Below are 26,960 nucleotides of genomic sequence, written 5' to 3'. Positions count from 1 at the left end.
CGGTGGCCGCTAACGCAGTCGAGCTGACCGCGGAGCAGGCCTGGTTCGTCGCCGACCGCACGGGCGTCGGGGGTTATCCCTGGGTCCTTGCCGTCACCCCGCCGTACAGCGACCTCGCGGCGCGCGGGCGCGTCGAGACCAGGTTGACTGCGGAGCTGGTCGAGCTTGGGGTGATGTCCGCGGACGGCACCGTCAACAATGCTGTGCGCCAATGGGTCACGACGACATGCCGGGCACGGCGCTGGCTGGAGCTGCGCTTCGTCCGGGGCGCCGGCAGCATGCTGCGCGGCCACGTCGGACGCCGCGACGACGCGACCGTCGTCGCGCTGCGCAGCGGCGGGCTGGTCACGCTGACCGCGCTCGATCTGCACCATCCGCAGGCGCTGGTGCCGGTGCTGACCGCCGGGCTGTCCGGCCGGGCACCGGCGCGGTTCGACGAGTTCGCGATCCCCGCGCGGATCGGGGCCCGCGCCGACGAGCAGCTGCGCAACGGTGCGGAACTGGCCGAGGTCATCGAGTTCCTCGGCGTTCCGCCCAGCGCGCGCGCCGTCGTGGAGGCCGCGTACTCGACCGACCGCAGCTACGTCGAGGTGGTGGCAGGCGACCACCGCGACGGCCACCGCATCAGCACCGATGTCGGCGTCAGCGTCGTCGACACCCGGGAAGGTCGCGTGCTGGTGCACCCGTCGAAGGCGTTCGACGGGGAGTGGGTGTCGACGTTCACCCCCGGCACGCCGCACGCGATCGCCACCGCGGTCGAGCGGCTCACCGCAACACTTCCCGACGGGGTGTGGTTCCCCGACGTGACTTTGACCCGAGACTTCGACTCTCAACACAGAACGGAACATCAATGGCAGACAGTCCAATGACGGGCGCAACACTGGCGGCGTCGCCGTCGATGCCCATCGTCAGGGTCGCGGTGCTCGCCGCCGGTGAACCCGGCGGCCGGATCACGGACATGGCGTTGCCCACCGAACTCCCGCTGCGCGAGATCCTGCCCGCCGTGCGGCGCATGGCGATGCCGTCGGACGAGGAGTACGACGACACCGCCCCGGTTGCGCTGTCGCTCGCCCCGATCGGTGGTGCGCCGTTCAGCCTCGACGCCACCCTGGACACCGTCGGCGTGGTCGACGGCGACCTGCTCGCGCTGCAGACGCTGCCGGCAGGTCCGCCCGCCCCGCGGATCGTCGAGGACATCGGCGACGCCGCGGTGATCTTCTCGACGGCACGCGAAAAGCCCTGGAGCGCAGCACACATCCAGCGTGGCGCGACCGTCGCGGTGATCGCGCTGATCCTGATCGCCACCGCGTTCGGCACCGTGCACCGTGCGGTCACCGGCGGCTTCGCCGGGCTGATCGCCACCACGGCCGTCGCTCTGCTGACCGTGCTGGCGGCGCTGCTGACGTGGGGCCGGTCCGCGCGCCTGGGAACGGTGCTCGCGGTGACCGCCCTGGTGCCGATCGCCGCGGCGCTCGCGCTCGCGGTACCGGGTGACTTCGGGCCCTCGCAGGTCCTGCTCGCCGGCGCCGGTGTGACCGCCTGGTCGATCATGAGCATCGTTGTCGCGCAACGCGCCATCGCCTTGTTCACCGCGGCGACAGTGGTCGGGTTCGGCGCGGTGGTGACCGCGGGCGCGGCCACGATCTGGACGCTGAACGCGACGATCGTCGGGTCGCTGCTGATCGTGCTGGCGCTGATCGTCACGGTGCAGGCCGCGCAGTTCTCCGCGATGTGGTCGCGGCTACCGGTGCCCGTCATCCCCGCACCCGGTGACCCGACACCGGCCCCGCCGTCGCTCAAGGTGCTGCAGGACCTGCCGCGCCGGGTCCGCATCAGCGACTCGCACCAGACCGGCTTCATCGCCGGTGGCGTTGCGCTCTCCACCGCCGGTGTGACGATTCTGGCTGCCCCGCAGGGCGTTTCGAACTGGGTTTGGTATGTGGTGGCCGCGGTGGCGTTGGGCTCTGTGCTGCGCGCCCGGGTGTGGGACGCCGCGCTGTGCAAGGCGTGGCTGCTCGCGGCGCCGTTCCTGATCGCGACCGCACTTCTGGTCGCGTTCGCGGTGGACGGCCGCTACACCGAGGCGTGGTGGGCGCTGCTGGCGATCGCCGTGCTGACCGTGGTGTTCGTGTTGGCCGCGGCGTTCCCGCGGCTCGCCGAGCCCGACACCTACTCGCTGCCGATGCGCCGTCTGGTCGGGTTCCTGGCCTCGGCGGTCGACGCGTCGGTGATCCCGGTGCTGGCGTACCTGGTCGGGCTGTTCGCGTGGGTGCTCAATCGATGAGGCAAAGGTGATCGGCGTCCGACTGCGCAGCGCGGTCGCGACGACGGCCGTGACGCTGATCGTCGCCGGTTTGAACGTCCCTGCGGCGCAGGCGATGACGCCGCCACAGGTGGATCCCGCGGTGCCGCCGCCCTCGGGCGCGGCGGGCCCCGTCGAAGCGATGGCCCAGCGGGGGCAGTGCGTGACGACCGGGGTGCTGCCCGGCACCGATCCCGGTGCGCCGTCGGCGAACCAGAGGCTGCTCAACCTCGACGGCGCCTGGAAATACAGCCGTGGCGCCGGTCAACTCGTCGCGGTCATCGACACCGGCGTCCAGCCGGGACCGCGGTTGCCCGATGTGGATCCGGGCGGCGACTTCGTCGAGTCGACCGACGGCCTGACCGACTGCGACGGACACGGCACGCTGGTGGCCGGCCTCATCGCCGGCAAGCCCGGACCCGACGGGTTCTCCGGCGTGGCGCCCGACGCGCGGATCTTGTCGATCCGGTCGACGTCGGCGCATTACGCGCCGCGGGTGACGCAGGAGAACCCGGCCAGGGCCAGGGTGGTGCTCGACGTTGCGACGTTGGCGCGCGCCGTGGTTCGCGCGGCCGACCTCGGGGCGCGGGTGATCAACATCTCGGCGGTCACCTGTCTGCCCGCGACCGAAGACGTCAACCAGGCCGAGCTCGGCGCCGCGCTGCGCTACGCCGCGGTCGACAAGGACGCGGTGATCGTCGCCGCGGCCGGCAACAACAAGGCGGGCCTGAACCCGGGATCGGCGTGTCCGTCGAACCCGCTGTCGGATCCCGGACGTCCCGAGGATCCGCGCAACTGGGCCAGCGTGACGTCGGTGTCGATCCCGTCGGCGTGGCAGCCGTACGTGCTCTCGGTCGGCTCGTTGGGCCCGACCGGACGCGCGTCGGACTTCACGATGGCCGGTCCCTGGGTGGGCATCGCCGCGCCCGGGCAGAACATCGCCTCGGTGGGCAACGCCGACGGTGGCGGCCTGGCCAACGCGGTGCCCGACGCGCAGGGCCGGCTGTACCCGCTGAACAGCTCGAGCTTCGCGGCGGCCTATGTGTCCGGCGTTGCGGCGCTGGTGCGCAGCAGGTTTCCGGATCTGACCGCCGAACAGGTCAGGGACCGTCTCGTCGCGGGTGCGCAGGGCGCGGCCCGGGCACCGTCGAACCTGACCGGCGCCGGACTGGTCGATCCCGTGGCATCGTTGACGTGGGATGTCAGCGCCGCTGTCGGAGAAGACGGTGACACCGGACCGCAGCCGATCGCCGCACCCGAAGCACCCGCCCCGCAGGACGCCACGCCGCGCATCGTCGCGTTCGTCGGCACCGGCGTGCTCGCAATACTCGCCGTGTTAGCGATTGTGGTGGCCAGGCGGAAGAACTCAGACCCTCAGACGGAGGCATCGTGACCCTACGACTTGCAGTGGCCGCGTTGGCGATTGTGCTGACCGCCATGGCGTATCCGTGGCAGACGACGGTCGACTGGTGGATCCTCGGCGTGGGTGCCGCGGTCGTCATCGTGGCGCTTGCCTGGTGGCGCGGCCAGTTCCTGACCACGATGGTCGCGCGGTGGTTCGCGCTGTGGCGGCGCAACCGCGGTCGTCTGCCGGCACCGAACCCCGAGCAGACCACGGTGGTGCTGCGGGTGGACGACCCGGCCGGTCGCGGGGTCGCGCTTGCCGTGCTGGCCGGCTACGTCGAGCGGTTCGGCCTGCGCAGCGAGAAGGTACGTGTGACCAACCGCGCCAGCGCCGGTGTCAGCGACACGTGGGTGAGCCTGACGCTGGACGCCCGCACCAATCTCAGTGCGCTGCAGGCACGCTCGAAAGATCTGCCGTTGCACGACACGGCGGCGATCGCGGCCCGTCGGCTCGCCGACCACCTGCGCGAGACCGGGCTCGATGCGACGATCGTCGATTCGGTTCCCGCGCCCCTCGAAGGGTGGGAGCGGGAGACGTGGCGCGGTGTGCACGACGAACGCGGCTTCATCTCGGTCTACGCCCTCGCCGTCGACGAACGTCTCGGCGAACGGCTGGCGCAGGCCTGGTCTGATCTGGCCGAAACCTGGACGGCCATCGAATTCAGCGGCACCGCAACGCGACCCACCGTCGCCGCGGTGTGTGCCGTCCGGACACCAGAACCCGGCGGTGATGCACCGCTGCCGGGGCTGATCGACCAGCGTGGCGCGCAGGGTCCGCTGCTGACCGCGCTCGATCCTGCTGCGACCGGCCGGCTGGGTGTGCCCGGTGCGCCGCTGCGCGCCGAGCTGCTGGACACGTTGGGGTGGCCGGCAGGGACGGCGGCGCAGGTCAGTCGAACATGAAATCGCGCATGAACCGGGTCATCCGGCGCAGGTAGTCCGGCTGGCTGACGTGCAGGATGTGGTTGCCGGGAAACCAGTGGAACGCGCACCGGTCCCAGTGTTCCCACAGCATCTCCGCCTGATGCGGAGGGGCGAGCCGGTCACCGAGCCCGGTGATGATCAGCCGGCGGTCCTTCGGAACCAGCGGGACGTAGTTCAGCGGTGACGAGTACAAGGTCGCTGCACCGGTGAGGTCGGAATCCGTGTTGGACAGCAGGTTTCGTAACGCCACCACCTTGTTGGCGGGAAACCATTCGTCGACGGTCTGGTCGGGGGCCACCACCGGGACATTCGGGATGACGGCCTGGATGCGGTCGTCGACGCTGGCGATCAGCGCCGACGTGTAGCCGCCCAGCGACATCCCGGTCAGCGCGATGCGGTCGACCCCGGTAAATTCGAGATAGTCGATGATCGAGCGGAAGTCGTGCACCGCCTGGGCCATCGCCTCGGCGAATCCGGAGAACCCGTTGGCGAAGAAGCCGTGACCGCTGAACGGCGAACCCTTCTCGGCTCGGCGACCGTGAAACGGCATGGTGTACAACAGCACGTCGTAGCCGGACCGGAAGAACCAGGGCAGCGAGAAGAACAACCCGTTGAACAGGTACGGCGAACCCATGAATCCGTGGATCAGGCACAGCGTCGGGTGCGGGCCGTCGTCGTGGCGCCAGTGCTGGGCGTGCACAACATTGTTGCGGGTGAAGGAGCGGCACTGGGCGCGCAGCGCCGGGTTGACCGCGGTGAAGCTGCTGTTGAAGCGGATGTTGTGGACGCGGCCCTTGGCGATCCACTCGGCGACCGGGTTGGCGGTGCGCGACGACACCCGCGGGACGTCCGACGGCGCCGGGAACGACCGGGTTGGGTCCTTGGCCTCGGCCAGGTCGGCGTAGAACTCCAGTTGTTCGCGTTCGGCACGCGACTGTGAGCGGCTCAGACCACCGGCCAGGGTGGGCAGCATCGTGGTCGCGAGCAACGAGGCGATCGCCGTGCGCAGGCCGAGGTCGGCGACGGCCGAGGCGTCGACGATGAAGCGTTGGCGCGCGGTGAGGTCGATCCGGCGGGGCAGCCCGCGGGCGGTGGCGTCGGCGCCGGGGACGTCGGGCACCGGGATCGGCGGATCAACCGGGTTCACGTCCACGTGCGAATGGTAACCCGCAGTGACCTGACGCAGTAACGGTGCAGACTGAGGCGTATGTGGAACCCTGACGCGTATCTGGCCTTCGCCGATCAGCGCGGACGCCCGTTCTTCGACCTGATGGCGTGTGTCAACGCCGACGACCCGCGGCGGGTGGTCGATCTCGGCTGCGGACCGGGCAATCTGACCGCGACGCTCGCGCAGCGGTGGCCGCGCGCGGTGATCGAGGCGTGGGACAGTTCACCGGAGATGGTGGCCGCGGCGCGGGACCGGGGTCTGGACGCGCGGGTGGGCGATGTCCGCGAGTGGAGCCCGGCGCCGGACACCGCGGTCGTGGTCAGCAACGCGACGCTGCATTGGGTGCCCGATCATCAGGCGCTGATGGTCCGGTGGGCACGGGAGTTGGCGACCGGGTCGTGGATCGCGGTGCAGGTGCCGGGGAATTTCGATGCGCCGTCACACCGGGCGGTGCGCGAACTCGCGCGCAGTGACCGATGGGCAGAGCCGTTGCACGATTTCCCGTTTCGTGAAGGACAGGTGGAGGATGCGGTCGGATACGCGGGGCTGCTCGTCGACGCCGGCTGTGCCGTCGACGCCTGGGAGACCACGTACGTCCACGAGCTCAGCGGGGAGAACCCGGTGCTCGAGTGGATCACCGGAACCGCGCTGCGACCGCTGAACAGTCGTCTCACGGATCTCGAATGGGAGCAGTTCCGCGCGGAGCTGATCCCGCTGCTGGCCGCGGCGTACCCTAGGCGTCCGGACGGTCGGACGTTGTTCCCGTTCCGGCGGATCTTCGTGGTGGCGCAGGTCGGTTGATCACGTTGGTAGGCAGTGACGTTCGGCTTCTTTTCGGTAGCGGTCTACCCATTCGTCGGAGCGTTGGTCAGCCTGCCGCTCGAGTACCGGCGCCGGTGCCAACCGCCGGTCGAGGCCGAGCGCTTCGAGGACGTCGCCCACAACCTGGGTGAGGTTGCGCCACAGCACCGGATACGGGACCTCCATCGGCGCGACCCCTTCCTCGGCGAACCAGTTCCGCCAGCCTTCCTCTTGTGCCCGCAGCATGGTGACCACATGGGCGATCGCGCCGGCGTGGTACTCGGCGCGTGCATCGCGCACCGGGTCGGGCCGGCCGCGCCACACCCGGGTCTGGACTGCGCGCCAGAACGAGACCGCCTGTGACACGACGTCGGGGCGGTAGACGTGCACCAGGAGCGGGTCGCTGCCGATCACGTCGCGGATTGCCGACAACAGCCCGGTGCCGGAGCGGTCGGGGAGCCCTTCGGCGCGCTCGAGCAGCAGCGACGTCTGGTTCCACATCAGCTTGCCGCCCCAGACGCCGTTGGGGGTGCGGCCGACCGTGCGGACGTAGTCGCGCCAGATCTCCGGCGGCGCGAGGTCGGGTTTACCGTCGTCGAGTGGATCGAGCAGGCGCAGGATGGATGCGTCGTCGACGCCCTCGAACCACTGCCGCGGCTGAGGGGACTGGCTGGTGGTCGGCAAGTACTGGAAGAACTCTGCGGGCTCCCCGGCGACACCTGTCGCGCGCAGCGACTCCACGAGCAGGGTGCTGCCGCTGCGCTGTGAGGCCAGGACGAGATACGCCGTCGGGTGAGTCGACATCGGCGCAGCTTAGCGGTACGTCGATCATATTGCGCGCCAGCTAGTTTCGATCATTGTGAGGGAAATTATCGGTTGTGTTCGTCCTCTATGCCGCGCTCCGCTGCGATGCCCGAGCGGCTGGTGACGGTGGGACCGTGGATACGTAGATAGGTTTCGGTGTAGCGCTCGGAAATCCGCGTGCCTGCGAACTCGGACGGGATGACGTCGTTGGTCCTGACCCGCCAGTCGTTGAGTAGCAGCGCGAGTTCGTCGGCGACCGCTTCGATCCGGGCCGCACGCTCGCCGACGAGCAGGTTGTGCGCTTCGGTGGGGTCGACGGTCAGGTCGTAGAGTTCCCGGGCCGGCCGCGGTGAGCCCACCCGCGGCGCCACGGCGCGGCCGGGGGCGCTGTCGGCGATGTCCCAGGGCAGATCCAACAGTGGACGGGCCGCGTAGTTTTCGATGTAGCTGTAGTCCTTCGTGCGCACGGCGCGGATGGGATCGAACGAGTCGTGGTAGGTCTTGCCGGTATAGACGGCCGTGCGGACCGGCGGTGTCGCAGCGATGAGGGCATCGGCGTGCGAGAGCCCCTCGACTTCGGCCGGGATGTCGACGCCGAGAAGATCAAGGAGCGTGGGCACCAGGTCGACACCGCTGAACAATTCGTCGTAGACGCGTGCGGGGATATCGGCGTCGCGCGGCGGCCGCAGGATCATCGCGATCCCGGTTCCGGCGTCGTAGAGCGTGGATTTGGCGCGGGGGAGGGCGGGGCCGTGGTCGGTCAGGAAGACCACCCAGGTGCTGCGGTCGAGGCCGGTCTCGGCCAGTGTGTCGAGCAGCCGGCCGACCGCGGCGTCGGCGAACGTGATCGCTCCGTAAAAGTCCGCGAGGTCCTGGCGGACGTCGTCGGTCTCGGGCAGGTAGTCCGGTACGGCGACGGTGTCCGCGTCGGCGGGTTCGTAACGCTCACGCGGATACGGTCGGTGTGTCTCGAAGAAGCCTGCGGTGAGCAGGAAGGGTTTGTCCGGCGGCGTGGTGAGCCAGTTGGAGGCTCGTTCGACGACGTAGTCGCAGTAGGAATTGGACACGTCGAACTCGTCGAAGCCGAGCTTGGCCGGGTACGACGATTCGTGTTGCATACCGAATAATGCGGTGTACCAACCACTCTCGGAAAGTATTGCGGGCAGCGTGCGGACGCCGCTGCGGTACTCCCAGCCGTGGTGTGCGAGCCCGAGCAGCCCGTTGCTCTGTGGGTAGCGGCCGGTGAACAGCGAGCCCCGCGATGGCGAGCACAGTGGAGCGGTGGCGTGCGCGCGGGTAAATAGGATGCCCTCGGCGGCCAATTGGTCGAGGTGCGGGCTGGACACGTCGGTGTGGCCGTAGACGCCGAGATGCCGGCCCAGGTCGTGCCAGTGCACGATCAGCACGTTGTCTCGCCGCCTGTCCGTCACACCGGCATCCTTTCGTTGTCGTGCGTCTACCTCACTGGGGTCGGGGCGGATCCGCAACCGTTCAAATCACCCGTTTATCCCCAAGTGGGAATTGATCCCCAGCTGTGAGGTTTTGGCCTCTACTTGTCGGTGGTCGAATGTATGTTCGAAGTATGTCGGGGACGGAGTCGCAGGACGCGTTGGCCGGGTTGCGCGCCGCGGTTGATCGGTTGGCGGCCTGCGAGTTCGACCTGTCGACCGCCCCGGAACTGATCGCCGTCCTCGACGAACTGGAAACGGTGAAGTGCCGCCTGCCCGCGGTCGAGCACCGCGCGTTGGCGCGCCTGCAGACCGAGACCACTCCGGCGGCGTTGGGCGCCAAATCGTGGCGAGAAGCCTTGAGTGTGCGGTGGCGCATCTCGACCAGTGAGGCCAACCGGCGCCTGGCCGAGGCTGAGCTGTTGGCCCCGCGCCAAGCATTCACCGGAGAGGTGTTGCCGCCGCGGTTGCCGGCCACCGCGGCGGCTCAGGCGCATGGGTTGATCACCGCCGAGCATGTGCAGGTCATCCGCAAAGCGATGAACAAGGTGCCCGGCTTCGTCGACACCGCGACCCGCGAGAGCTTGGAACTGGATCTGGTGCGTTGTGCGGCCACCGCCGGACCCAGCGCGGTGCAAGACACCGCCACGTTGCGGTTGTTTCTGATCGATCAGGACGGCCCGGCCCCGGATGAGGCCGAACGCGCCCGCAAACGCAGCGTGACCAAATCCAAACAAGGCGCCGACGGCATGGTCGAACTACGCGCCACCATGACCCCGGAAGCGTGGGCGGTTTGGGAGGTGTTGTTCGCCAAGTTCGCCGCTCCCGGTATGTGCAACCCCGCCGACGAGGAGCCCTGCATCTCGGGTACACCGACCCAGGCGCAGATCGACAACGATCACCGCAGCCTGTCCCAACGCCAGCATGACGCGATCCTGGCCGTCGGGCGGATCGCCTTGATGAGTGGGGATCTGGGCCAACTCAACGGGCTACCGGTCTCCGTCATCATCCGCACCACCCTGCAGGACCTGGAATCGCGGGCCGGGATCGGGACCACCGGCGGGGGCACCGTGGTCCCGATCGATGATGTGGTGCGCATGGCCGCTCACGCCCGCCACTATCTGGCGGTGTTCGACCGGGCCACCGGCTCAGCGTTGAACCTGTACCGCGCCAAGCGCACCGCCAGCCGCGCGCAGCGGATCATGCTGATCGCCCGCGACGGGGGCTGCACCAAACCCGGCTGCACCGTCGGCGCGTATGGATGTCAAGCTCATCACGTCACCGACGACTGGACCGACGGGGGTCAGACCAACGTCGATGAGCTCGGCCTGGCGTGTGGGCCCGATAACCGCAGCGTCAACAATGACGGCGGCTGGACCACCCGGATGAGCCAACGCCACGACGTGGAATGGCTACCCCCACCCCCGCTGGACACCGGCCAGGCCCGCCTGAACTACCACCACCGCCCCGAACTGCTCCTACGCCCCGACGACGAGGAACCCTTCGACCCGGCCGCCGAAGCGGCCAAACGCAACCGCCACCTCCAAACCGACACCACCACACCCCCGGCAGGCGCCGCCGACCACGACGATGAGCCGTTCGAGCACACCGCGGCCATAAAGGCGGCCGATGCAGACCGCGCTGCGCCACCGGCAGACGCTGAACCATTCGAGCCCACCGAACCGGGCGATACAGACCACGCCGAAGCTGACGCCACCGCGTCACCGGTAGACGTCTACGACGACGGTGAACCGTTCGAGCACTCCGAGGCCACGGAGCCGGCCTATGCGGACCGCGCTGCGTCACCGGCAGACCCGATCGACGAGAGCGGCCTAGAGCTGGATGGTCCGCAACCGGCCAACCAAGACCACTACACAGAAGCCAGCGCCGACCCGCCACCGCCGGACCCCGGCGACGACGATGAACAATCCGAGCCGGCCGGGACCACAGAACCCGCGGGCCAAGACCACCACACCGAGGCCGGTGCCGACCCCCCACCGCCGGACCCCGCCGACCATCCCGGCGGACCCTCACCACCCGGCGGCCACGCGGCCTGACGGGTCCACGCCTCGAACCCGGTGACCAGAGAAAGGGTCATCCGGGCTAGAGGCATGCGCCGAGCCTTGCGCTCGACCAGATACTGCGCTGTGGCGCAATATGATTCGAACTTACGGGTCGTACGGGACCCCGACGGTGCGGAACACGTACTCGGGCGGCACGTCGAATGCCAGCGTCCGACGCGGGAGCCGCATCAGCACATCCTCGGGTATGGCGACTTTATAGTGCATTGAAAGTTCGCCGCTGAAACGCGAATCCACCGCGGGCAGATCCACGTCGAGAGTCAAGCCTGTCGCCGACAGCTCCGCGGTCACCGCGCCCTGCTGCGTCGCGTCCCACCGCTGATCGATCGTCCGGCCGGCCAGCTTCGGCACCGTCGACAGCGTGCCCAGCACCCGCCGGTTGGTCAGCGCCAGCGATCCCGCGTAGCTCGTCACGTTGCCCTTCGCGCGTCGGCCCGGGATCTTGCCGCTGAACCGCCGCGTCACCGGCAGATACTCGGCGACGAACAGCACTCCCTCGGCTTCCACCTCCGCGCGGACCTCATCGGTGAGCCCGCCGATGCGGAACAACTTGCGCAGGAACACGGGCATGGGCAGTCACCCTAACCGCACGGCCGGCGAGGTGGTAGAGCTGAGACCGTGGCATCGAAGCGGACGTGGCTTGTCGGATCGGCATTGGCCGCGCTCGCGCTGTACGCGCTGCTGTGGATCGCCGTCGCCCAACAATGGAACTGGGTGACGACCGTGGACTCCGCCGCGCTGAACCCCTTCCACCGCTACGGCTCCGACCATCCCGGCTGGGTCCTCGGCTGGGACATCTTCTGCACGCTGCTGGGACCCGGTGCGTTCCGCCTCGCCACCGCCGTGCTGATCATCGTCGCGCTGATCCGCCGCAGCTTCCGCCTTGCGCTGTTCCTGTTCCTCACCGTTGAACTCGCCGGCCTTGTCACCGAGCTCGCCAAGGCCGCCGCCGACCGACCGCGGCCCGACACCGCGTTCGTCACCGCGCTGGGCACCTCGTTCCCCTCCGGTCACGCGCTCGGCGTCCTGGTCGCCGTCGCCGCACTGCTCACCGTCGCGCTCCCCACCGTCCGAAAGCCGTTGCGCGGATACCTGATCGGCGCCGGCGCCCTCATCGTCATCGCGATCGGCGTCGGTCGCGTCGTGCTCAACGTCCACCATCCCTCCGACGTCCTCGCCGGCTGGGCCCTGGGCTACGCATACTTCGTCACCTGCCTACTCCTCGCGCCTCCGAACCGCCCGGTCACGCAGCGGGACGAAACACCGCAAGCGCCCGGTACCGCACGCTGAAACTCGCCTCGGTCACCTCGGCGCCGACCTCACCGTCATGTGCGAGAACGGTCGGCCCGTCGACCGCCGTGAACCGGAACTCGGGCACCCGCATCTCGTGGTACAGCGGGCTCCGCTCCAGCCGTCCCAACGCCAGGTCGAGCAGGATCCGCAACCTGCTGAACCGGCGACCTGTCTCCAGGATCCGCACATCGATCAGCCCGTCGTCCATCCGTGTCCGCCGCGACGGCGCAAAACCCGACGGCAGATACGTCGAGTTGCCGAGGAAGAACAACGACGTCTGAAGTGTCTTGTTGTCGTAGCTGATTCGCACCGGCTCACCGTGCCGCAGCGTATGAAACATCGCGTACATCCCCGCCAGCGGCTTGCCGATCCGATGCTCGTTCTTCTCGCGGGTCTGCACGAACATCGGATACGCGCCGATGCTCGCGGTGTTCAGCAGCATCTGCTTCTCGTTGAGGCACACCAGATCCACGCAGCTGACCTTGCCTTCGCGGATCGCCTGCACGGTCTTCTCGACGGTGTCACACCCGATGTCCTTCGCGAAGTGGTTGAACGTCCCGCCGGGAAACACCGCCAGCGGGATACCGGCGTCGACCGCGGCCGCCGCCGCACACGACACCGTCCCGTCGCCGCCGCCGATCGCCAGCACCTCGGCACGCTGCGTCGCGGACCGCAATTTCTCGTCGATGTCGTCGTCATCGGACAACTCCACGATCTCCGCCCGCGGCAAGGCTTCTCGCACTTCGTCGAGAATGCGTGCGCCCGTACCGCTGCCCGATGCGGGATTGACCACCAGCACCACGCCCTCGCCGTCGGGGCGTTGCGGCGTCTCCACCCACAGCGGGTCCGCGGCCGGAATCCGCGTCGGCACCGCGGTCGGCACCACCCGACCACCAAACACCGCCACCGCCGCGCCGAGCCCGAAGCCCGCCAACACATCGCCCGGATAGTGCGCACCCGTCGCGACCCTCGACATCCCGACCAGACCCGCCAGCAGCGCCAAACCCAGTCCGACCGCCGGGCTCTCCAACCCAACCCCCACGGCGAACGCCGCCGCACTCGCCGAGTGCCCCGACGGCAGCGAGTTCGACGTCGGCATCCGACGCACCTGCCGGGTCAACGGCACCAGCACCCAGTTCGGCCGCTGCCGCCGCCAGATCCGCTTGGCGCCCTGGTTGGTGACCAGGCTGGTCACCGCCAGGCTCACCACCCCGCGGTTGGCGCCGCGCTTGACCGACGGGGTCCCGAACGCCGCCAACGCCGCCGCGATCGCGAACCACAACTTCGAATGGTCCGCGGCGCGGGTCAGCGGCGGCATCACCGAGTCCAGCAGCGGGCTCGGGGACTCGGCGATGGCCTCGAACACCTCGCGGTCGAGCGTGCCGAGACCTTCGCCGATCTGCCGGAAACCGCGCCGGCGCCGAGTGGGCAGCAGATTCATTCCCTCAACGTAGCCAGACCTATTGACAAATAATCTTGTCAAAGGCGAGCATGGCAGTCATGCTCGACGTCGAGGTGATCGCCGACCCCGCTGCGGCGGTGATCGCCCTGGATCCGATCCGCAACCGCCTGCTCGCCGAACTGACCGAGCCGGCTTCGGCGGCCACCCTGGCCTCCCGAACCGGCATCTCGCGCCAGAAGGTCAACTACCACCTGCGCGCCCTCGAACAGCACCGGCTCGTCGCCGAGGCCGGTGAACGCCAGTGGGGCGGGCTGCGCGAGCGACTCCTGCTCGCGACCGCCACGTCCTACGTCGTCTCACCGGGCGCGATGGGCGCCGTCGCCGCCGACCCCGGCCGCACCAACGACCGGCTCTCCGCGAGCTACCTCATCGCGCTGGCCGCCCGCGCGGTGCGCGAGGTCGGCGACCTGTGGGCGGCTGCACGCGCTCGGAACAAGCGGCTGGCCACGCTGTCGATCGACACCGCGATCCGGTTCCGCTCACCCGCCGACCGGGCCGCGTTCACCCGCGACCTCTCCGAGGCCGTCACCACTCTGGCGGCGAAATACCACGACGAATCCGATCCGAACGCCCGCGGCTACCGCCTACTCGTGGCCGCCTATCCGCAACCGCAGGAGGAGGACACGAAATGCCCTTGAACAAGGACGAATCCGGCCGGCGCTGGGTCGCGACGGAAGTCCTCGTGCCCGGCACGCCGGAACAGGTCTGGCAGGCGATCGCCACCGGCGCCGGGATGAGTTCCTGGTTCACGACGACGTCGGTCGAGGAACACGTCGGCGGCGCCGTCCAGTTCAACTTCGGCGACGTGAACTGCGGTGAGGCCATCCAGACCGGCCGCGTCACCGGCTGGGACCCGCCGAACCGGTTCGCCTACGAGGAGTACGGCTGGAGCGGCGACGCGCCGCCGGTGGCCACCGAGGTGACCGTCACCAGCCGCTCGGGTGACCGGTGCGTGGTCCGCATGGTGCACAGCCTGTTCACCGACCGCGACGACTGGGACGACGAACTCGAGAGCTTCGAGGGTGGGTGGCCCGGCTTCTACGAGGTGCTCAAGGTCTATCTCGCCGATTTTCCCGGCGCCCGATCGGCTTTGGTGCACTCCGCGGGCCAGGGGCCGGTCAGCGAGCTGCAGGCGTGGAGGAGGCTCACCGAGGCGCTCGGCCTGGCCGGCGCCGACGTCGGCGAGCGTCGCGAAACACCGGCGGATGCGCCCCGGCTCGCCGGTGTGGTCCGCCGCGTCCACCAGGACGGCCATAACCGGGACCTGATGATGCGCCTGGAACAACCCGCGCCCGGTGTCGCGATCATCGGCGCCTGCACGGTCGGTGAGGAGGCGCTCGCCATGGTCACCATCTACTTCTACGGCGACGACGCCCAACAGATCGCGGACGCCGAACAACCCGGATGGTCGACATGGCTGCGTGGCCTACTCCAACCGGAGCCCGCCGGCACTTAGCATGAGCCGGTGCGCCGGCTGCTGACGTTGCTCTGTGTGGCGGTGCTGTCCGTGCTGGCGGCACCCGTCGCCGGCGCTCAGATGACGCCGTGGTTCGCTCAGTCCGTCGGCCGGGCGACACAGGTGATTTCCGTTGTCGGCGTTGGCGGTTCGAAGGCCAAGATGGACGTCTACCAACGCACCGCCGCGGGGTGGCAGCCCGTCGCCGCCGGGATCCCGGCCTGGATCGGTGCGAACGGGATGGCGCCGCAGACCCACGACGGCCAGATGAAGACTCCGATGGGGGTTTTCACGCTCGACTTCGCGTTCGGCACCGCGCCCAATCCCGGCGGCGGCCTGCAGTACGTCCAGGTCGGGCCCAACCACTGGTGGGACGGCGACATGAAAAGCCCGACCTACAACACCATGCAGATCTGCGAGAAGTCGAAGTGCCCGTTCGACACCGACCCCGCCAGCGGCACCGAGAACCTGCAGATCCCGCAGTACGTGCACGCGGTCGTCATGGGTGTCAACAAGGCGCGGGTGCCCGGCAACGGTGGCGCGTTCTTCCTGCACGCCACCGACGGCGGACCGACCGCGGGATGCGTGGCGATCGACGACAAGACGCTGGTCGACATCATGCGCTGGCTGCGGCCGGGCGCAGTGATCGCGATCTCGCAGTAGCTCAGATATTCAGCGCGCGACCGGGTTTCACCTTGAAGTTGAGCGCGTCCAGCGACATCGACGCGTCGTAGGTGCGGTCATAACCCGTCTCGCAGATCTTCCAGCCCTCAGCGGTCCTGCGGTACCGGTCGTGGTAGAAACCCGCGCCGATCAGCATGAAGTTGAAGTCGGCCGCGATCACCCGGTCCTGCAGGTACCACGTGCCGGTCGCCTCGTCACCGTCGACGGTGATCTCGGGGTGGGTCACCCGGTGCTCGGTGATGATCTCGGGCCCCAGCGAATTGCGCATGAAGGTGACCAACTCGTCGCGGTCGGTGAAGTGGTGCTCCTCCCCGATCGACTCGCCGTACTTGCCGACCACGTCCTCGGTCAGCGTCGCGGCGAAGTCATCCCAGTGCTTGGTGTCGAGTGCCCGCAGATAGCGGAACTTCACTTGCTGGATCTCATCGATGTCACCCATCCCGACATTGCAGCACAACCCCGCACCAGCGCGTACGATCCGGACCGTGAAACTGCTTGACGGCTACGTCAGATCTCCGTTCTCGGGGCTGGCACCGTGGATTCTGATGGCGGTGATCGCCGGCCCGGGCCGGTTCGAGGAGTCCGCAGCGGCAGCCCTCGGCCTGGCGCTGCTGACACTCTGGGTCGGCACGCGCCGCGGTGTCGCCGTGCATTCGCTCGAGGCGCTGACGGTCGGGTACTTCGGAGTCCTGGCCGTGCTCGGACTGCTCGCACCGGACACCGTGATCGACTGGCTGCAGCTGTGGGCCGGCGAACTGAGCAACATCGTGCTGGCCGTCTTCGCCGTCGGCACGCTGATCGCCCGTCGCCCGTTCACCATGGCCTACGCCAAGGACACCACACCGCCCGAGCACTGGGACACCGACGCGTTCCGGCGCATCAACTTCGCGATCACCGGCGCCTGGGCCGGCGCGTTCGTGGTCTCGGCGGTCGCGGGCGGCATCGGGGACGCGGTGCTGGGCGACAACGACAACTTCTGGACCGCCTGGATCATCCCGATCGGCGCGGTCGTGTTCGCCGCGTCGTTCACCGAGTTCTACCCCGATTACGCGATGGCGGAGACGAATTCGTGGGCGGGCACCATCGACTGGCTGCCGCCGTTCGTCACGATCACCGGCATCGTCGGCTGGGTGTCGGATGAAGTGTCCGACACCGTCGGCATCGCGCTGATCGTGGTCGGCGTCCTCGGGTCGATCGCCGTGCGGCGGTTCCTGCCCGAACCGGTGAAAGCTACCGAGCCGCGGTGAGATTGCGCGTCGCCGGGCCTTCGAGCAGAGTGCCGTCGGGCGCGAAGCGCGACCCGTGCAGCGGGCACTCCCACGATTCGTCGGCGTCGTTCCAGTTGACGATGCCACCCAGGTGCGGGCACACCGGTGACACCCGGTACTCGCAACCGTCGACCACGCTGCGCGCCTCCAGATCCCACGGCGGACCGCTGACCACGCCGCCCTCCTCGGGAGTGCGGTTGCCGATCCGGGTGACCGGGGTGATCCAGCCCCGCGCCAGATAGAGCCCGACCTGGGCGTTGGTCTGCAGCGCTTTCGGGATGCCGGAGAGCTCATGGGGACTCCAGCTGTCGAACGCCTCGGCCCAGTCCATCCGCCCGCCCAGGATCCGGCTCGACAGCGCCAGCGCGGCGGCGGTCCCGTTGGTCATGCCCCACTTGTCGAAACCCGTTGCGACGAAGATCTTCTCGTTACCGGGAAGGATCGGGCCGACGTAGGGTAGCTCGTCGATCGGCGAATAGTCCTGTGCCGACCAGTAATGCGTCTGCATGGCGCCGGGGTAGTGCAGTTTGGTCCACTGGTCGAGCTCCTGCACCGACGACGACGGGCTCTTCTCGTGGCCGACGGGATGGCCCGCGCCGCCGGCGATGAGTCGATCGCCGTCGGGGGTCGGCGCGTACCGCAGTGAGCGGGTCGGCGAGTCGGCGGAGATGTACATGCCGCGGGTGATGGTGCCGGGCACCTTGTAGGCCATGCAGTACGAGCGTTGCGGTTTGAGGCGGGCGAAGAAACCGCCGCGGTCGAGGATCGGAATCCCGGTGGCCAGCACGCACTGCTTGCCGCGGATCTCGAACTCGCTGCCCGCCTGGGTCCGCACGTCGAGCGTCAACCCTTCGCCGTCGGTCGAAACCTTCTGCACCCGAACGCCTTGCACCAACCGCCCGCCGCGTTCCTCGAGCTCGACGACCAGGCTGTCGAGCAGCGGCATCGGGTCGAACTGAGCCTGCTCGGGCAGGCGGACCGCGCCGTGGAACGGGAACGGCACATCGGCGTCGTCGACCCAGTCGACGTCGAGCCCCGCCGCCTCGCAGGCCTCAAGTTCGTCGCGCACCATCGCCACGCCCTGCTCGGACTGCGCATAGGTGAAGGCGTCCTCCCGCTGCACCGACAACCCGTGCGCTTCGCAGTGCCCCACCAGCCACTCCAAGCCCTCGCGGTTGCCCTCCACGTACTGGCGGGCGGTCTTGGCGCCGTGCTTGGACACGATCTTGGACAGCTTCGTGCTCTGCAGCAGGCTGATCTTGGCCGTCGTGTTTCCCGTGGCACCCGCACCCACCCGGAACGCCTCGACCACCATGACGTCCTTGCCGGCGCGTGCCAGAAGGACCGCGGTGATCAACCCGGTGATCCCCGCGCCGACCACCACGACGTCGGCGGATCGTTCGGATTCGGGCGGCGGGTCGACCGGTGCCGCTTGCTCGACGCGGTTTGCCAGCCACAGGGAAGTCATGGACTTGCAGGTACCCGTTTGCCGACGCCCAAAACGGCCGCCGCCGAACGCGGTTCGCCACCCGGAGTGTCGGGGCGATCCGGGTGCGCCGGACGGCTAGGGTGTGGTCCGTTATGAGCGACCCCCTGGGGTTGTCGATCGGGACGACGAATCTGGTCGCGGTACGCGTCGGCAATCAACCCGTGATCCGTCGTTCGGTGCTCACCCTGCCGGGCGGCGAGACCCTCACCGGCTTCGTCGAGCGGATCGGCGACCCGGTGCCTCTGGTTGCCGCCGACGGCTCGGCGTATCCGGCCGAACAGCTGCTGGTCGAAGCGCTGGCCGCGCTGGTCGGTGCCGCCGGTGACGCGCCGAGCACGCTGACGCTCGCGGTCCCCTCGCACTGGGCAGCCGCGCCGCTCCGCGCGCTGCGCACCGCGCTGCGGGCGCACCCGATGCTGGCGTCCGCGCGGCTGGTGCCCGACGCCGCCGCGTCGCTGACCGCACTGCAGAGTGACCCCGCGCTGCCCGCGGCCGGTGTGGTGGCGCTGCTCGACTTCGGCGGCGGGGGCACCAGCATCACGCTCGCCGACGCCGGCGCGGCGTTCGAGGCGATCGACGAGACCACCCGCGACACCGAACTCTCCGGGGCCTCGATCGACCAGATGCTGCTGGCCCGCATCGTCGACGGGCTGTCGTCTCACGTCGACCCGGCCGCCACCGCGTCGGTGGGATCGCTGACCAAGCTGCGCGAAGAGTGCCGCGCCGCCAAGGAACGGCTGTCCGCCGTGACGGCCACCGACCTCGTCGCGGAGTTGCCGGGACACCGTGCCGACGTCCATGTGACGCGTGCGGATGTGGAGGCGGTGCTCGCCGGCCCGCTCGACGGCGTGCTGGCTGCGTTGGATACGACGTTGCAGCGCAACGGGATCGGGCACCGTGACCTCGCTGCGGTGGTGGCGGTCGGCGGCGGCGCGAGCATCCCCGCCGTCGTACCGCGGCTTGCGGCGCACACCGGTGTGCCGGTGATCGTCACGACACAACCGGGACTCGACGCGGCCATGGGGGCCGTGGCGTGGGGTGCGCAGGCGACGGCCGCGGAGGCCGCCACCGGTCTGGCGCCGGTGTCGGCGCCCGAGGCCGAAACCGGCGTCGCGCCTGCGGCCCCGGCGTTGGCGTGGTCGCAGGACGAGGCCCCGGCCGACGAGCCGGTGCCGTACACGGAGTCTTACGCGCCGGCGTACGACACTGGGTCGCTGCGTCCGCCGGTGCAGTACGTCCCCGCCACCGGGCCGATCGACCAACCGCGCGCGTGGCAACGCCTTCCGGGCCTGGTGTTCGGTGCGGCGGCGGCGATCGCGCTGGTCGCCGTCGGCGGGGTGGCGATCGCGCTGACCAGTTCGACCGGCAGCACCGGTGTCAGCGAGGTACCGCGCACGACGGCGTCACCACCCGCGCCGGTGCCCGCGTCCGCCGAACCGCCGCTTCCGGTGCAGGCGCCCCCGCCGCTGGAAACCGTCACGGTGACCAGCGCGCCGCCCCCGCCACCGCCGCCGCCGGTCACCGAGACCACGATCATCACGACCGCGGCCCCGGCGACCACCACCACGACAACCACGACCACGACAACCACAACGACTACGACAACGACGCCAAGTACCACCACCACGACCACGACGACTACGACCACCACCCCGACAACCACTACCCCGACAACCACTACGACGACCCCGGCGACAACGCCGATGACGACCACCTATCTGACGGTCCCGTTCGTGCCCGTCCCGATACCGATCCCGGTTCCCGCGCCCTAGGTGCGGCGGGAACGACGCGGGTACGCTTCGGCAATCGCGACACCGGGTGGGCAATCGGGAGGGCAGATGAAGCGCGTGATTCTGGCAGTCAGTGGTGCGGCCATCGTCGCCGGGTTGGGTCCGGCGGCAGCCCACGCCACGCCCGCCGAGGGCGACATCGAACGCACCGACATCGCCAAGGGCACCACCGACGCGCCGATCGCGATCGTCGCGGTGGGCCACCCGACCACGCTCCACGTGCAGAACCTGGTGCTCGGGCCGGCATCGAGCAGTGGGTGGCACACACATCCGGGCCCGGAGTACTCGGTGGTCAACGAAGGCGCCGTCCATCTGCAGACCGCGAACGCCTGTGCGCCAGCCATTTTCGGAGCCGGTCAGGCGATCTTCATCCCCGCCGGCGTCCCGCACGTGGTGGCCAACAAGGGCGTCGAACACGCCGAGGCGACGGTCACCTACACCGTGCCCGCCGACCGCGCGGTCCGCGACGACGCGGCGGCGGCCTGCCCTTAGCGGCCGTACGAATAGTCCGGTTCGTGGAACCGGTTGATGATCGGGATCCGCTCGATGATCCGGTCGCGCAGGCGCGGCTGCGGCGCCGGCGGCACATAGGCCGGGGCCGGAGGCGGCGGAGCGTAAACCGGTGCCGGTGGGCTGTAGGCCGGAGCCGGGGCCGGCGGGACGTATGCCGGGGGCTCGTAGGCCGGCGCCTGATACGCGGGCGGTTCGTAGACCGGCGGGGCGGCGGGCGGCGGGGGAGGTGCGGCGATCGCGATGGTCTGCGCGACGACCGGGCGCGCCTCGGCGGGGGTGAGGGTCTTCTTCTCCGGGGCCGGCGCCGGCGCTTCGGCGACCGCGACGGGCTCTTCTTCGGCGGCGGCGTGCACCTCGGTGTCGCGGTCACCGGAGAGGCTCATACCGACCGCCGCCGAGACGGACACCACGAACGCGACGACCGCGGCCGCCAGCACCGCGGCCAGCGCGCTGACCCGCGACCGCTGCCGGGTGCCGGGGGCGTCGAGGGTGGTGATCGCGCGCGCCGACGCCAGCGCGGCACCGCGAGCCATCGCGAGGTCGGCCTCGGCCGCGGAGAACACCGGCGCCTCGGTGACGTCGCCGAGCGTCGAGCAGACCAGTTCGACGTCGGTGGCCGAGCCGACGACGAAGATCGCCTGCGGCTGCCATTCGTTGAGCTCGAGCATCGCGATCACACCGCTGGTCAGCTCGATCGCGTCGGCGCCGTCGAGCGGCCGCGCGATGCGGTCCACGGAAACGCCCGCGGCGGTGACCATCGCGATCACCGCGGCGTCGGGCTCCACGATGCAGACCGCGACGTCGTCGTAGTCGGCGATGTCGGCGATACCGGTGGCCAGCATGTCGCCGGCCTCGAGCTCGGAGACCGCGATCGCGTTGCCGTAGCCGCGCGCCTGCAACGCCGCCAGCACCCCGGAGGCGATCTCTTCGGCCTCGTTGGTCCAGGTGACGCCGACGGAGTGGATGGCGGCGCCGGCCGCGTCGGCGAGCACGACGTTGAGCAGCTCATCGGGGTCCACGTCGGCGTCGAAGTCGAACTTTCCGCGGTCGATGGTGGCGCCTTCACCGGTGGTGCCCTCGACGAGCACCCACCGGACGGTGCGCGACGTCATGGACAGCCCGAGCACGAGGTCCATAGGTGTGCGTCCCCGATCTAACGACGATTTGCAGGTTCCGAGGTTACCCTTCCCGCTCCGGGCCGCAGCAATCCTTTCGTCTTCGTCAAATCCCCCGCTACCGCCGCGTTCGTTTGCGACCATCACGAGCAGGGGATCGGCACTGGGGGGATCGGTGGAGCAACAGGTAAAGACTCGGGCGGCGACGACGGTGGAGACGCGGCGGCCGCGCACCGCCGCGCTGCGCTTCGGGTTGAGCACGCACGGCGGGTTCACCGCGGCGCGGGAGTGGCAGGTGGTCGCCGACGCGGTGGGGCGGCGCGCGGAACTGGTGCTGGCGTTCGAGGACTTCTTCGCGCCGCCGCCGGTCGCCGAGATGGCCGTCGTGTCCTACTGCGGCGCCGACCCGCTGGTGTCGTGGGAGCCGTGGTGCTGGACCGACGACCGGTCACCCGCGGTGATGCAGTCACTTCAAGCCGGCGCGCTCGACGAATACGTGTACCGGTGGGCCGACGAGATCGGCGAGTGGGGCGGACGCACCATGATCCGGTTCGCGCACGAGTTCAACGGCGACTGGTATCCGTGGACGCCCGCGTGCGGCACATCCCCGTCGGCGTACACGGCGGTGTGGCGCCACGTGCACGACATCTTCACCTCTCGCGGAGTGGGCAACGTCAAGTGGGTGTGGGCCCCGACCGCCGGTGCGCTGGGTTCGCTGGCGCAGTGGTACCCGGCGACGACTACGTCGATGTGCTCGGCGTCGACGGCTACAACTGGGGCGTGCGGCTGACGTCGACGCGGTGGACCGAACCGGAGGAGCTGTTCGGGGCCGCGCTCGAAGAACTTCGTGCCCTCGCCCCGGCCAAGCCGATCCTGGTGACCGAGGTGGGGTGCGCGGAAAGCGGTGGCAGCAAGGCGAATTGGGTCCGACGGTTGATCGAGTACCTCGACCGTCAGCACGACGTCATCGGGTTCGTCTGGTTCGAGCACGACAAGGAAACAGACTGGCGGATCACCAGCAGCCCGTCGTCGGCGCGTGCGATGGCCGACGCGCTGGCGCGATCACGGGGTGGGCGGGCGGGAGGATCACGGGGTGGGCGGGCGGGAGGATCACGCCCGGAACGTGACTCCGCCGTCGACGGCGATGGTCTGCGCGGTGATGAAGCTGCCGTCGTCCGACAACAGCAGTGCGGCGAGCGCGGCCACGTCGTCCGGCGTGCCGAAGCGTGACTTGATCATCTGCCGGGCCCGGGCCTGTTCGACCACGCCGTCGGGCATCGGCTGCCCGTCGAACTTGTAGTGCCAGATCAGTCCCGGCGCGATCGCGTTGCAGCGGATGCCGCGCGGACCGTAGCGCCGGGCGATGTGGCGCATCAGCGCCAGTTCGGCGGCCTTGCTCATCGCGTACGACACCCGGGTGCCCGCCCCGTTGTAGGCGTCGATCGAGGCGGTGAACACGATCGCGCCGCCGCCGCTGTCGAGCATCGCGGGGATGGCGTGCTTGGCGCAGATGACGAAGCCGCGGGTGTTGACCCGCATCACCTCGTCGAACGCGTCCAGCGGTAGCTCGACCACCCCGCCGGGCAGATAGGCGTCGTCGGCGTTGGTGAAGTTGACGTGCATACCGTCGAGCCGGCCGAACGCCTCGACGGCGACATGCACGGCGTCGATCACCGACTGCTCGTCGGCGCCGTCGAGCGCGACCGCCCGCACCCGCTCGCCACCGAGCTCCGCAGCGACGCGTTGTGCCAGGTCAGCGTCCAGATCACCGATGACCAGGGAGGCGCCCTCGTCGGCGTACCGGCGCGCCAGTCCGTTGCCGATGCCGCCGAGTCCGGCGAGCAGGATGACCTTGTCCGCAAGCAGTCCTGTCACGGACCAGATGATTCCCGCTGGTTGGGCGGCCACCGAGCAGTTCGGGCCAAAATGCGGCAAATGTAACGATTTGATATACGATCCGTTTTCGTGGGACGGCATTCCTTAGCCAAGAAGCGACGCACGTCGCCGATGGGTGTGGCTGCAGTCATCGCACCGGCCGCGGCCTTCTTCGCGATCGGCGGAGATGTGCACATGACCGCACGGCCCGCACCCGAGAGCGAACCCGTCGTCGTCGGAGACACCATGCCCTGCTGCATGGAGATCGTGGCCGCAGCCGCCATGACTCCGTCGATCGGTCAAGCCGGCTTCAACGCGGCGCCCGACCGCATGATCGCCGCCTCGCGGTACCGGACCGTCGACCGGTCACTGCCGGTCGGTATCGCCCCGGAGCGCGGCCTGCAGGTCAAGACTATCCTGGCCTCGCGGGCGATCAGCGAGGCGTTCCCGCAAATCCCGAGCATCGGCGGCGTGCGGTCCGACGCGTTGCGCTGGCATCCCAACGGCTTGGCGCTGGACGTGATGATCCCGAACCCGGGTTCAGCCGAGGGCATCGCGCTGGGCAACGAGATCGTCGCGTTCGCGCTGCGCAACGCCAAGCGGTTCGGGTTGCAGGACGCCATCTGGCGCGGGGTCTACTACACCCCGGGTGGCGCTCAGCGCGGCGGCTACGGCCACTACGACCACGTGCACATCACGACGACTGGCGGCGGCTACCCGGACGGCGACGAGATCTACTTCCGTTAGACAGCAGACAGCCCCGACACCTGAAGGTGTCGGGGCTGCTGTTCTAGGCGGCGGCGCCGGACGACTGCGAGTCGCCCGTGTCGTCCTTGCTGTCGTTGTCATCGCCCTGGTCACCGGCGCCCTGCCCGGCGGGGTCGGCGGGCGCGGTGACGGGGTCGTCGGCAGCGTCGGTCGATTCCTCGTCGGCATCCGACGACTTTTCGTCGTCGACCAGCGTCAGCGTCTCCTTCTTCTTGTTCAGTTCCGGACGCTTCTTCGGTGTCGGCGTCTGCGCTTCCGATGCACCGGTATCGGCTGCCGGGGTGGGATTCGGTTGCGGCTGGGTGTCCACGGCCGAGGCCTGTGTCCGCTGCTGCGCCGAGGTCGTCGACACCGTGAAGGACTCCGCAGCGTCATTCGGCAGCGCGTTGGCCGCCTGCAGGTCCGACTCAGCCTCAGGCTCCGGCTCAGGTGCCGGTGCCGGTGCGGTCGCGAGACCCAGCAGACGCATCAACGCGGCGATCGGATTGGCCTGCGGGTCCGACGGTGCATTCACACCCGGGATCGCGCCGTTGAAGAACTCCTGCTGGATGCCGGTCACCAGGGCCGACAGCACATCGGCGGGCACCCGGCTCCAGTCGACGTTCGTGGGCAGGGTGCCGAACGGCACGCCGCCGCTGTTGGCTCCCGTGCCTGCGTCGGTCAGCGTCCGCTCGTATCCGTTGCTCTGGTCCACATCGGTATAGCCGAGATTCGTCAGGATCCGCAGCGCGGGTTCGAGCGCATCGGCGAACGGGTTGCTGAAGTTCTGCCCGGTCGCGAGGTTGAGGAAATCGACCGGCAGGCGCAGCGGTTCGAGCAGAGGCAGCGCGTTCGACCGGAACGTGAGGTACCGGTTGAGGGCCGCATAGCCCTCGGCGGGGATCTCGATGCCATCGGGCAGCAGGCCGCCGGCCAGGTCGAGCAGCGTGGCCCGGGACAATGTGATCGGGACCGACAGGCCCTCGAAGTCGACGTCGACCGTGATGCCGTCGCCGATGGCGGCCGACAGGACGTTGCCGAGCACCGCGTTCAACACGGGGTCGAGCACCGGTCCGAGAGTGCCGGCCAGATCCTCGAAGTTGAGGTCGGTGCCACGCAGGATGTAGGTGGGAAAGGCGAAGGCGGCCAACGAGTTCGCCAGCGAGAACGGGTTCGGCCAGGCCGGGAAGTCCGACATCGGGTCGTACTCGACCGTCGCGTCGAGCTTGATCGGCACCAGCACCGCACCACCGTCTTGTTCCACCTGTCCGTCCGGGGTGACGGTGTCGAGCCCGACGAGGTCGAAGAACGACGCGAACCGCGCGGCGAGGCCGCCGTTGGCCCGGCCCGGATTACGCAGCAGGATCATCGGCAGGATCGTGAGGCTCGAGCCGGCTTCGGCGCCTTCTCCGGTGCCGCCGGGCTGGTTGGGCAGGTCGGCCACCAGCTGTGAGTACGCCGACCCGGCCGAGAGCGCGCCCGTCCCGAACGCGACGACGACGGGGATGCGCAGGTTCTCGAGGTCTACCGGGACGGTCGCGGTGGCGTTCAGGGTCACCGTGGGCGAGATATTGCGAACGGCGTTGAGCGCGAACGCGGTACGGCACGCGGTATTCGACGAGGCGCACCCGCCCCCGCCGGCCCATGTCGGCCACGTGGCCATCGAGTACGCGAGGTCGTAGGCCGGTTGGTAAAGCGGATTGTCGATCGTGTGCGACACCGGCGCGCTGATCTCGGTGTTGATGTTGCCGTACGGGGTGCTGTTGATCGCCTCGGCGATGGTGCCGGGGAAGGCCGGGGCCCAGTAGGGGTTCAGACCGAGCATCGCGAGGGCGCCGAACGGTTCGCCGGTGGTAATCACCTTGAGCGGCAGAGGGATTTCCTGGCCGCCGAACTCGAAGCTGGTCGGGATCGGGAGCAGCGAGTCGAGGCTCGGAATGTTGAGCCCGAGGCCGGCGAGCGCACCGCTGAAGTCCAGGGACCGCAGGAAGGCGACGTTGTCGTCGCTGCCGAGTGCGGCCAGCAGCTGCGGGCCCAACTGCTCGAGGCCCGGGACGAGCGCCTTGATCTCCTCGGGAAATTGGGTCGGCGGCGTGCCCTGTGCGTAGGCCTCAAGCAGTTCGACCAACGCGGTGGACAGCGCGGCGAGATCGACCTCCGCGGACGCCGTGTGGGCCGCCGCGGCTTGGAACGGAATCGCCGCGGCGGTGGCCGACGGCGCGGCCAATCCGATGGTCAGCGCTGTCGCGGCGGAGGCGGCACTGCCGACCATCGCCGCCTTCTTCATCTGCCTGCGCATCTTCTTCGACACGTTTGCCTCCCCCGGGCCCCGAAAT

Annotated in this window: 26 protein-coding genes; 16 read left to right on the top strand and 10 right to left on the bottom strand. The window is 69.3% G+C overall.

The genetic code is table 11. The features are described 5' to 3' along the window. The first annotated feature begins 2 nt into the window (after nt 1-2). From BHQ18_RS05675 to eccE, 4 genes are read left to right on the top strand one after another with little or no spacing between them, the layout of a single operon-like run. Nucleotides 3-869: an ESX secretion-associated protein EspG gene (locus BHQ18_RS05675; protein WP_069412589.1), complete on the top strand. Its 867-nt coding sequence runs from the start codon at nt 3-5 to the stop codon at nt 867-869. Continuing rightward, complete coding sequence (gene eccD, locus BHQ18_RS05670) at nt 851-2,284, top strand: type VII secretion integral membrane protein EccD (RefSeq protein ID WP_276045927.1); 1,434 nt, start codon at nt 851-853, stop codon at nt 2,282-2,284. Before BHQ18_RS05675 ends, eccD begins: the two co-directional genes overlap by 19 nt. A gap of 10 nt (nt 2,285-2,294) precedes the next feature. Further along, on the top strand, nt 2,295-3,695 hold the full coding sequence (mycP, locus tag BHQ18_RS05665) for a type VII secretion-associated serine protease mycosin (RefSeq protein WP_084293911.1): 1,401 nt from the start codon (nt 2,295-2,297) through the stop codon (nt 3,693-3,695). Then, the gene (eccE, locus tag BHQ18_RS05660; RefSeq protein WP_069412588.1) at nt 3,692-4,609 is read left to right on the top strand and encodes a type VII secretion protein EccE; all 918 of its coding nucleotides are present in this window, start codon (nt 3,692-3,694) and stop codon (nt 4,607-4,609) included. The genes mycP and eccE overlap by 4 nt, the downstream gene beginning before the upstream one ends. Here the strand turns inward: eccE and BHQ18_RS05655 are convergent. Then, entirely contained in the window at nt 4,596-5,783 is a 1,188-nt protein-coding gene (locus BHQ18_RS05655) for an alpha/beta hydrolase family protein (RefSeq protein WP_069412587.1), read from the bottom strand. The two genes, eccE and BHQ18_RS05655, sit on opposite strands and share 14 nt — an antisense overlap. A 54-nt stretch (nt 5,784-5,837) precedes the next feature. Between BHQ18_RS05655 and BHQ18_RS05650 the strand changes: the two genes are divergently transcribed. Next, the gene (locus BHQ18_RS05650) at nt 5,838-6,599 is read left to right on the top strand and encodes a trans-aconitate 2-methyltransferase (RefSeq protein ID WP_069412586.1); all 762 of its coding nucleotides are present in this window, start codon (nt 5,838-5,840) and stop codon (nt 6,597-6,599) included. Here BHQ18_RS05650 and stf0 read toward each other — a convergent pair whose 3' ends face one another. Beyond that, complete coding sequence (stf0, locus tag BHQ18_RS05645; protein ID WP_069412585.1) at nt 6,600-7,403, bottom strand: trehalose 2-sulfotransferase; 804 nt, start codon at nt 7,401-7,403, stop codon at nt 6,600-6,602. A gap of 65 nt (nt 7,404-7,468) precedes the next feature. After that, nucleotides 7,469-8,833: a sulfatase family protein gene (locus tag BHQ18_RS05640; RefSeq protein ID WP_069412584.1), complete on the bottom strand. Its 1,365-nt coding sequence runs from the start codon at nt 8,831-8,833 to the stop codon at nt 7,469-7,471. 152 nt (nt 8,834-8,985) lie between these two features. On the opposite strand from BHQ18_RS05640, the gene BHQ18_RS05635 reads away from it, so the two are divergent. Continuing rightward, nucleotides 8,986-10,908, top strand: a complete 1,923-nt coding sequence (locus tag BHQ18_RS05635; protein ID WP_411550514.1) for an HNH endonuclease signature motif containing protein — start codon at nt 8,986-8,988, stop codon at nt 10,906-10,908. A 111-nt stretch (nt 10,909-11,019) separates the two neighbouring features. Here the strand turns inward: BHQ18_RS05635 and BHQ18_RS05630 are convergent, their stop codons facing one another. Next, nucleotides 11,020-11,502, bottom strand: coding sequence for a hypothetical protein (locus tag BHQ18_RS05630; RefSeq protein WP_069412583.1), 483 nt, complete (start codon nt 11,500-11,502; stop codon nt 11,020-11,022). Nucleotides 11,503-11,550: 48 nt separating this feature from the next. Between BHQ18_RS05630 and BHQ18_RS05625 the strand changes: the two genes are divergently transcribed. Then, nucleotides 11,551-12,222: a phosphatase PAP2 family protein gene (locus BHQ18_RS05625; RefSeq protein WP_069412582.1), complete on the top strand. Its 672-nt coding sequence runs from the start codon at nt 11,551-11,553 to the stop codon at nt 12,220-12,222. Here the strand turns inward: BHQ18_RS05625 and BHQ18_RS05620 are convergent. Next, complete coding sequence (locus BHQ18_RS05620) at nt 12,176-13,666, bottom strand: bifunctional phosphatase PAP2/diacylglycerol kinase family protein (RefSeq protein ID WP_069412581.1); 1,491 nt, start codon at nt 13,664-13,666, stop codon at nt 12,176-12,178. The genes BHQ18_RS05625 and BHQ18_RS05620 overlap by 47 nt on opposite strands. A gap of 59 nt (nt 13,667-13,725) precedes the next feature. On the opposite strand from BHQ18_RS05620, the gene BHQ18_RS05615 reads away from it, so the two are divergent. From BHQ18_RS05615 to BHQ18_RS05605, 3 genes are read left to right on the top strand one after another with little or no spacing between them, the layout of a single operon-like run. Beyond that, on the top strand, nt 13,726-14,325 hold the full coding sequence (locus BHQ18_RS05615) for a winged helix-turn-helix domain-containing protein (RefSeq protein ID WP_069412722.1): 600 nt from the start codon (nt 13,726-13,728) through the stop codon (nt 14,323-14,325). Continuing rightward, on the top strand, nt 14,316-15,143 hold the full coding sequence (locus BHQ18_RS05610) for an SRPBCC family protein (RefSeq protein ID WP_069412580.1): 828 nt from the start codon (nt 14,316-14,318) through the stop codon (nt 15,141-15,143). The genes BHQ18_RS05615 and BHQ18_RS05610 overlap by 10 nt, the downstream gene beginning before the upstream one ends. Nucleotides 15,144-15,152: 9 nt before the next feature. After that, on the top strand, nt 15,153-15,806 hold the full coding sequence (locus BHQ18_RS05605; protein WP_069412579.1) for a L,D-transpeptidase family protein: 654 nt from the start codon (nt 15,153-15,155) through the stop codon (nt 15,804-15,806). 1 nt (nt 15,807) lies between these two features. Here the strand turns inward: BHQ18_RS05605 and BHQ18_RS05600 are convergent, their stop codons facing one another. Continuing rightward, nucleotides 15,808-16,266 carry a nuclear transport factor 2 family protein gene (locus BHQ18_RS05600; protein ID WP_069412578.1) on the bottom strand — a complete coding sequence of 153 codons (459 nt, stop codon included), beginning with the start codon at nt 16,264-16,266 and terminating at the stop codon, nt 15,808-15,810. Between the two features lie 106 nt (nt 16,267-16,372). Between BHQ18_RS05600 and BHQ18_RS05595 the strand changes: the two genes are divergently transcribed. Continuing rightward, entirely contained in the window at nt 16,373-17,074 is a 702-nt protein-coding gene (locus tag BHQ18_RS05595) for a DUF3159 domain-containing protein (protein ID WP_069412721.1), read from the top strand. Here the strand turns inward: BHQ18_RS05595 and BHQ18_RS05590 are convergent. Next, on the bottom strand, nt 17,058-18,563 hold the full coding sequence (locus BHQ18_RS05590) for an FAD-dependent oxidoreductase (RefSeq protein ID WP_069412577.1): 1,506 nt from the start codon (nt 18,561-18,563) through the stop codon (nt 17,058-17,060). The genes BHQ18_RS05595 and BHQ18_RS05590 overlap by 17 nt on opposite strands. 113 nt (nt 18,564-18,676) lie before the next feature. Here BHQ18_RS05590 and BHQ18_RS05585 point away from each other — a divergent pair, with 113 nt between their 5' ends. Both BHQ18_RS05585 and BHQ18_RS05580 read left to right on the top strand, forming a co-directional pair. Next, nucleotides 18,677-20,356, top strand: coding sequence for an Hsp70 family protein (locus tag BHQ18_RS05585; RefSeq protein ID WP_069412576.1), 1,680 nt, complete (start codon nt 18,677-18,679; stop codon nt 20,354-20,356). A gap of 66 nt (nt 20,357-20,422) precedes the next feature. Then, on the top strand, nt 20,423-20,866 hold the full coding sequence (locus tag BHQ18_RS05580) for a cupin domain-containing protein (protein WP_069412575.1): 444 nt from the start codon (nt 20,423-20,425) through the stop codon (nt 20,864-20,866). Here the strand turns inward: BHQ18_RS05580 and BHQ18_RS05575 are convergent. Further along, entirely contained in the window at nt 20,863-22,023 is a 1,161-nt protein-coding gene (locus BHQ18_RS05575) for a DUF7159 family protein (protein ID WP_069412574.1), read from the bottom strand. The genes BHQ18_RS05580 and BHQ18_RS05575 overlap by 4 nt on opposite strands. Nucleotides 22,024-22,177: 154 nt before the next feature. Between BHQ18_RS05575 and BHQ18_RS30440 the strand changes: the two genes are divergently transcribed. Both BHQ18_RS30440 and BHQ18_RS30435 read left to right on the top strand, forming a co-directional pair. After that, on the top strand, nt 22,178-22,792 hold the full coding sequence (locus BHQ18_RS30440; RefSeq protein WP_234794081.1) for a glycosyl hydrolase: 615 nt from the start codon (nt 22,178-22,180) through the stop codon (nt 22,790-22,792). Further along, on the top strand, nt 22,726-23,232 hold the full coding sequence (locus tag BHQ18_RS30435) for a glycoside hydrolase family 26 protein (protein ID WP_234794094.1): 507 nt from the start codon (nt 22,726-22,728) through the stop codon (nt 23,230-23,232). The genes BHQ18_RS30440 and BHQ18_RS30435 overlap by 67 nt, the downstream gene beginning before the upstream one ends. Here the strand turns inward: BHQ18_RS30435 and BHQ18_RS05565 are convergent. Then, on the bottom strand, nt 23,113-23,877 hold the full coding sequence (locus BHQ18_RS05565; RefSeq protein ID WP_234794080.1) for an SDR family NAD(P)-dependent oxidoreductase: 765 nt from the start codon (nt 23,875-23,877) through the stop codon (nt 23,113-23,115). The two genes, BHQ18_RS30435 and BHQ18_RS05565, sit on opposite strands and share 120 nt — an antisense overlap. 90 nt (nt 23,878-23,967) lie before the next feature. Between BHQ18_RS05565 and BHQ18_RS05560 the strand changes: the two genes are divergently transcribed. After that, nucleotides 23,968-24,624, top strand: a complete 657-nt coding sequence (locus BHQ18_RS05560; protein WP_109789197.1) for a VldE C-terminal domain-containing protein — start codon at nt 23,968-23,970, stop codon at nt 24,622-24,624. A 43-nt stretch (nt 24,625-24,667) separates the two neighbouring features. Here the strand turns inward: BHQ18_RS05560 and BHQ18_RS05555 are convergent, their stop codons facing one another. Beyond that, the gene (locus BHQ18_RS05555; protein ID WP_131815653.1) at nt 24,668-26,935 is read right to left on the bottom strand and encodes an alpha/beta hydrolase family protein; all 2,268 of its coding nucleotides are present in this window, start codon (nt 26,933-26,935) and stop codon (nt 24,668-24,670) included. Nucleotides 26,936-26,960 lie beyond the last annotated feature (25 nt).

Origin of the sequence: Mycolicibacterium flavescens (assembly GCF_001722335.1) — a bacterium.
Lineage (GTDB): Bacteria > Actinomycetota > Actinomycetes > Mycobacteriales > Mycobacteriaceae > Mycobacterium > Mycobacterium flavescens.
The sequence above is the reverse complement of the archived record's forward strand: the minus strand, read 5'-3'. Positions and strand labels throughout refer to the sequence as shown.

Bases quoted from the DNA above. Each gene is read 5' to 3' on its own strand.
- BHQ18_RS05600 (WP_069412578.1), bottom strand. From the start codon at position 16,266: ATGGGTGACATCGATGAGATCCAGCAAGTGAAGTTCCGCTATCTGCGG.
- stf0 (WP_069412585.1), bottom strand. From the start codon at position 7,403: ATGTCGACTCACCCGACGGCGTATCTCGTCCTGGCCTCACAGCGCAGC.
- BHQ18_RS05595 (WP_069412721.1), top strand. From the start codon at position 16,373: ATGGCGGTGATCGCCGGCCCGGGCCGGTTCGAGGAGTCCGCAGCGGCA.
- BHQ18_RS05635 (WP_411550514.1), top strand. From the start codon at position 8,986: ATGTCGGGGACGGAGTCGCAGGACGCGTTGGCCGGGTTGCGCGCCGCG.
- BHQ18_RS05630 (WP_069412583.1), bottom strand. From the start codon at position 11,502: ATGCCCGTGTTCCTGCGCAAGTTGTTCCGCATCGGCGGGCTCACCGAT.
- BHQ18_RS05580 (WP_069412575.1), top strand. From the start codon at position 20,423: ATGAAGCGCGTGATTCTGGCAGTCAGTGGTGCGGCCATCGTCGCCGGG.
- BHQ18_RS05590 (WP_069412577.1), bottom strand. From the start codon at position 18,563: ATGACTTCCCTGTGGCTGGCAAACCGCGTCGAGCAAGCGGCACCGGTC.
- BHQ18_RS05615 (WP_069412722.1), top strand. From the start codon at position 13,726: ATGCTCGACGTCGAGGTGATCGCCGACCCCGCTGCGGCGGTGATCGCC.
- BHQ18_RS05650 (WP_069412586.1), top strand. From the start codon at position 5,838: ATGTGGAACCCTGACGCGTATCTGGCCTTCGCCGATCAGCGCGGACGC.
- eccD (WP_276045927.1), top strand. From the start codon at position 851: ATGGCAGACAGTCCAATGACGGGCGCAACACTGGCGGCGTCGCCGTCG.
- BHQ18_RS05620 (WP_069412581.1), bottom strand. From the start codon at position 13,666: ATGAATCTGCTGCCCACTCGGCGCCGGCGCGGTTTCCGGCAGATCGGC.
- BHQ18_RS05585 (WP_069412576.1), top strand. From the start codon at position 18,677: ATGAGCGACCCCCTGGGGTTGTCGATCGGGACGACGAATCTGGTCGCG.
- BHQ18_RS05575 (WP_069412574.1), bottom strand. From the start codon at position 22,023: ATGGACCTCGTGCTCGGGCTGTCCATGACGTCGCGCACCGTCCGGTGG.
- BHQ18_RS05610 (WP_069412580.1), top strand. From the start codon at position 14,316: ATGCCCTTGAACAAGGACGAATCCGGCCGGCGCTGGGTCGCGACGGAA.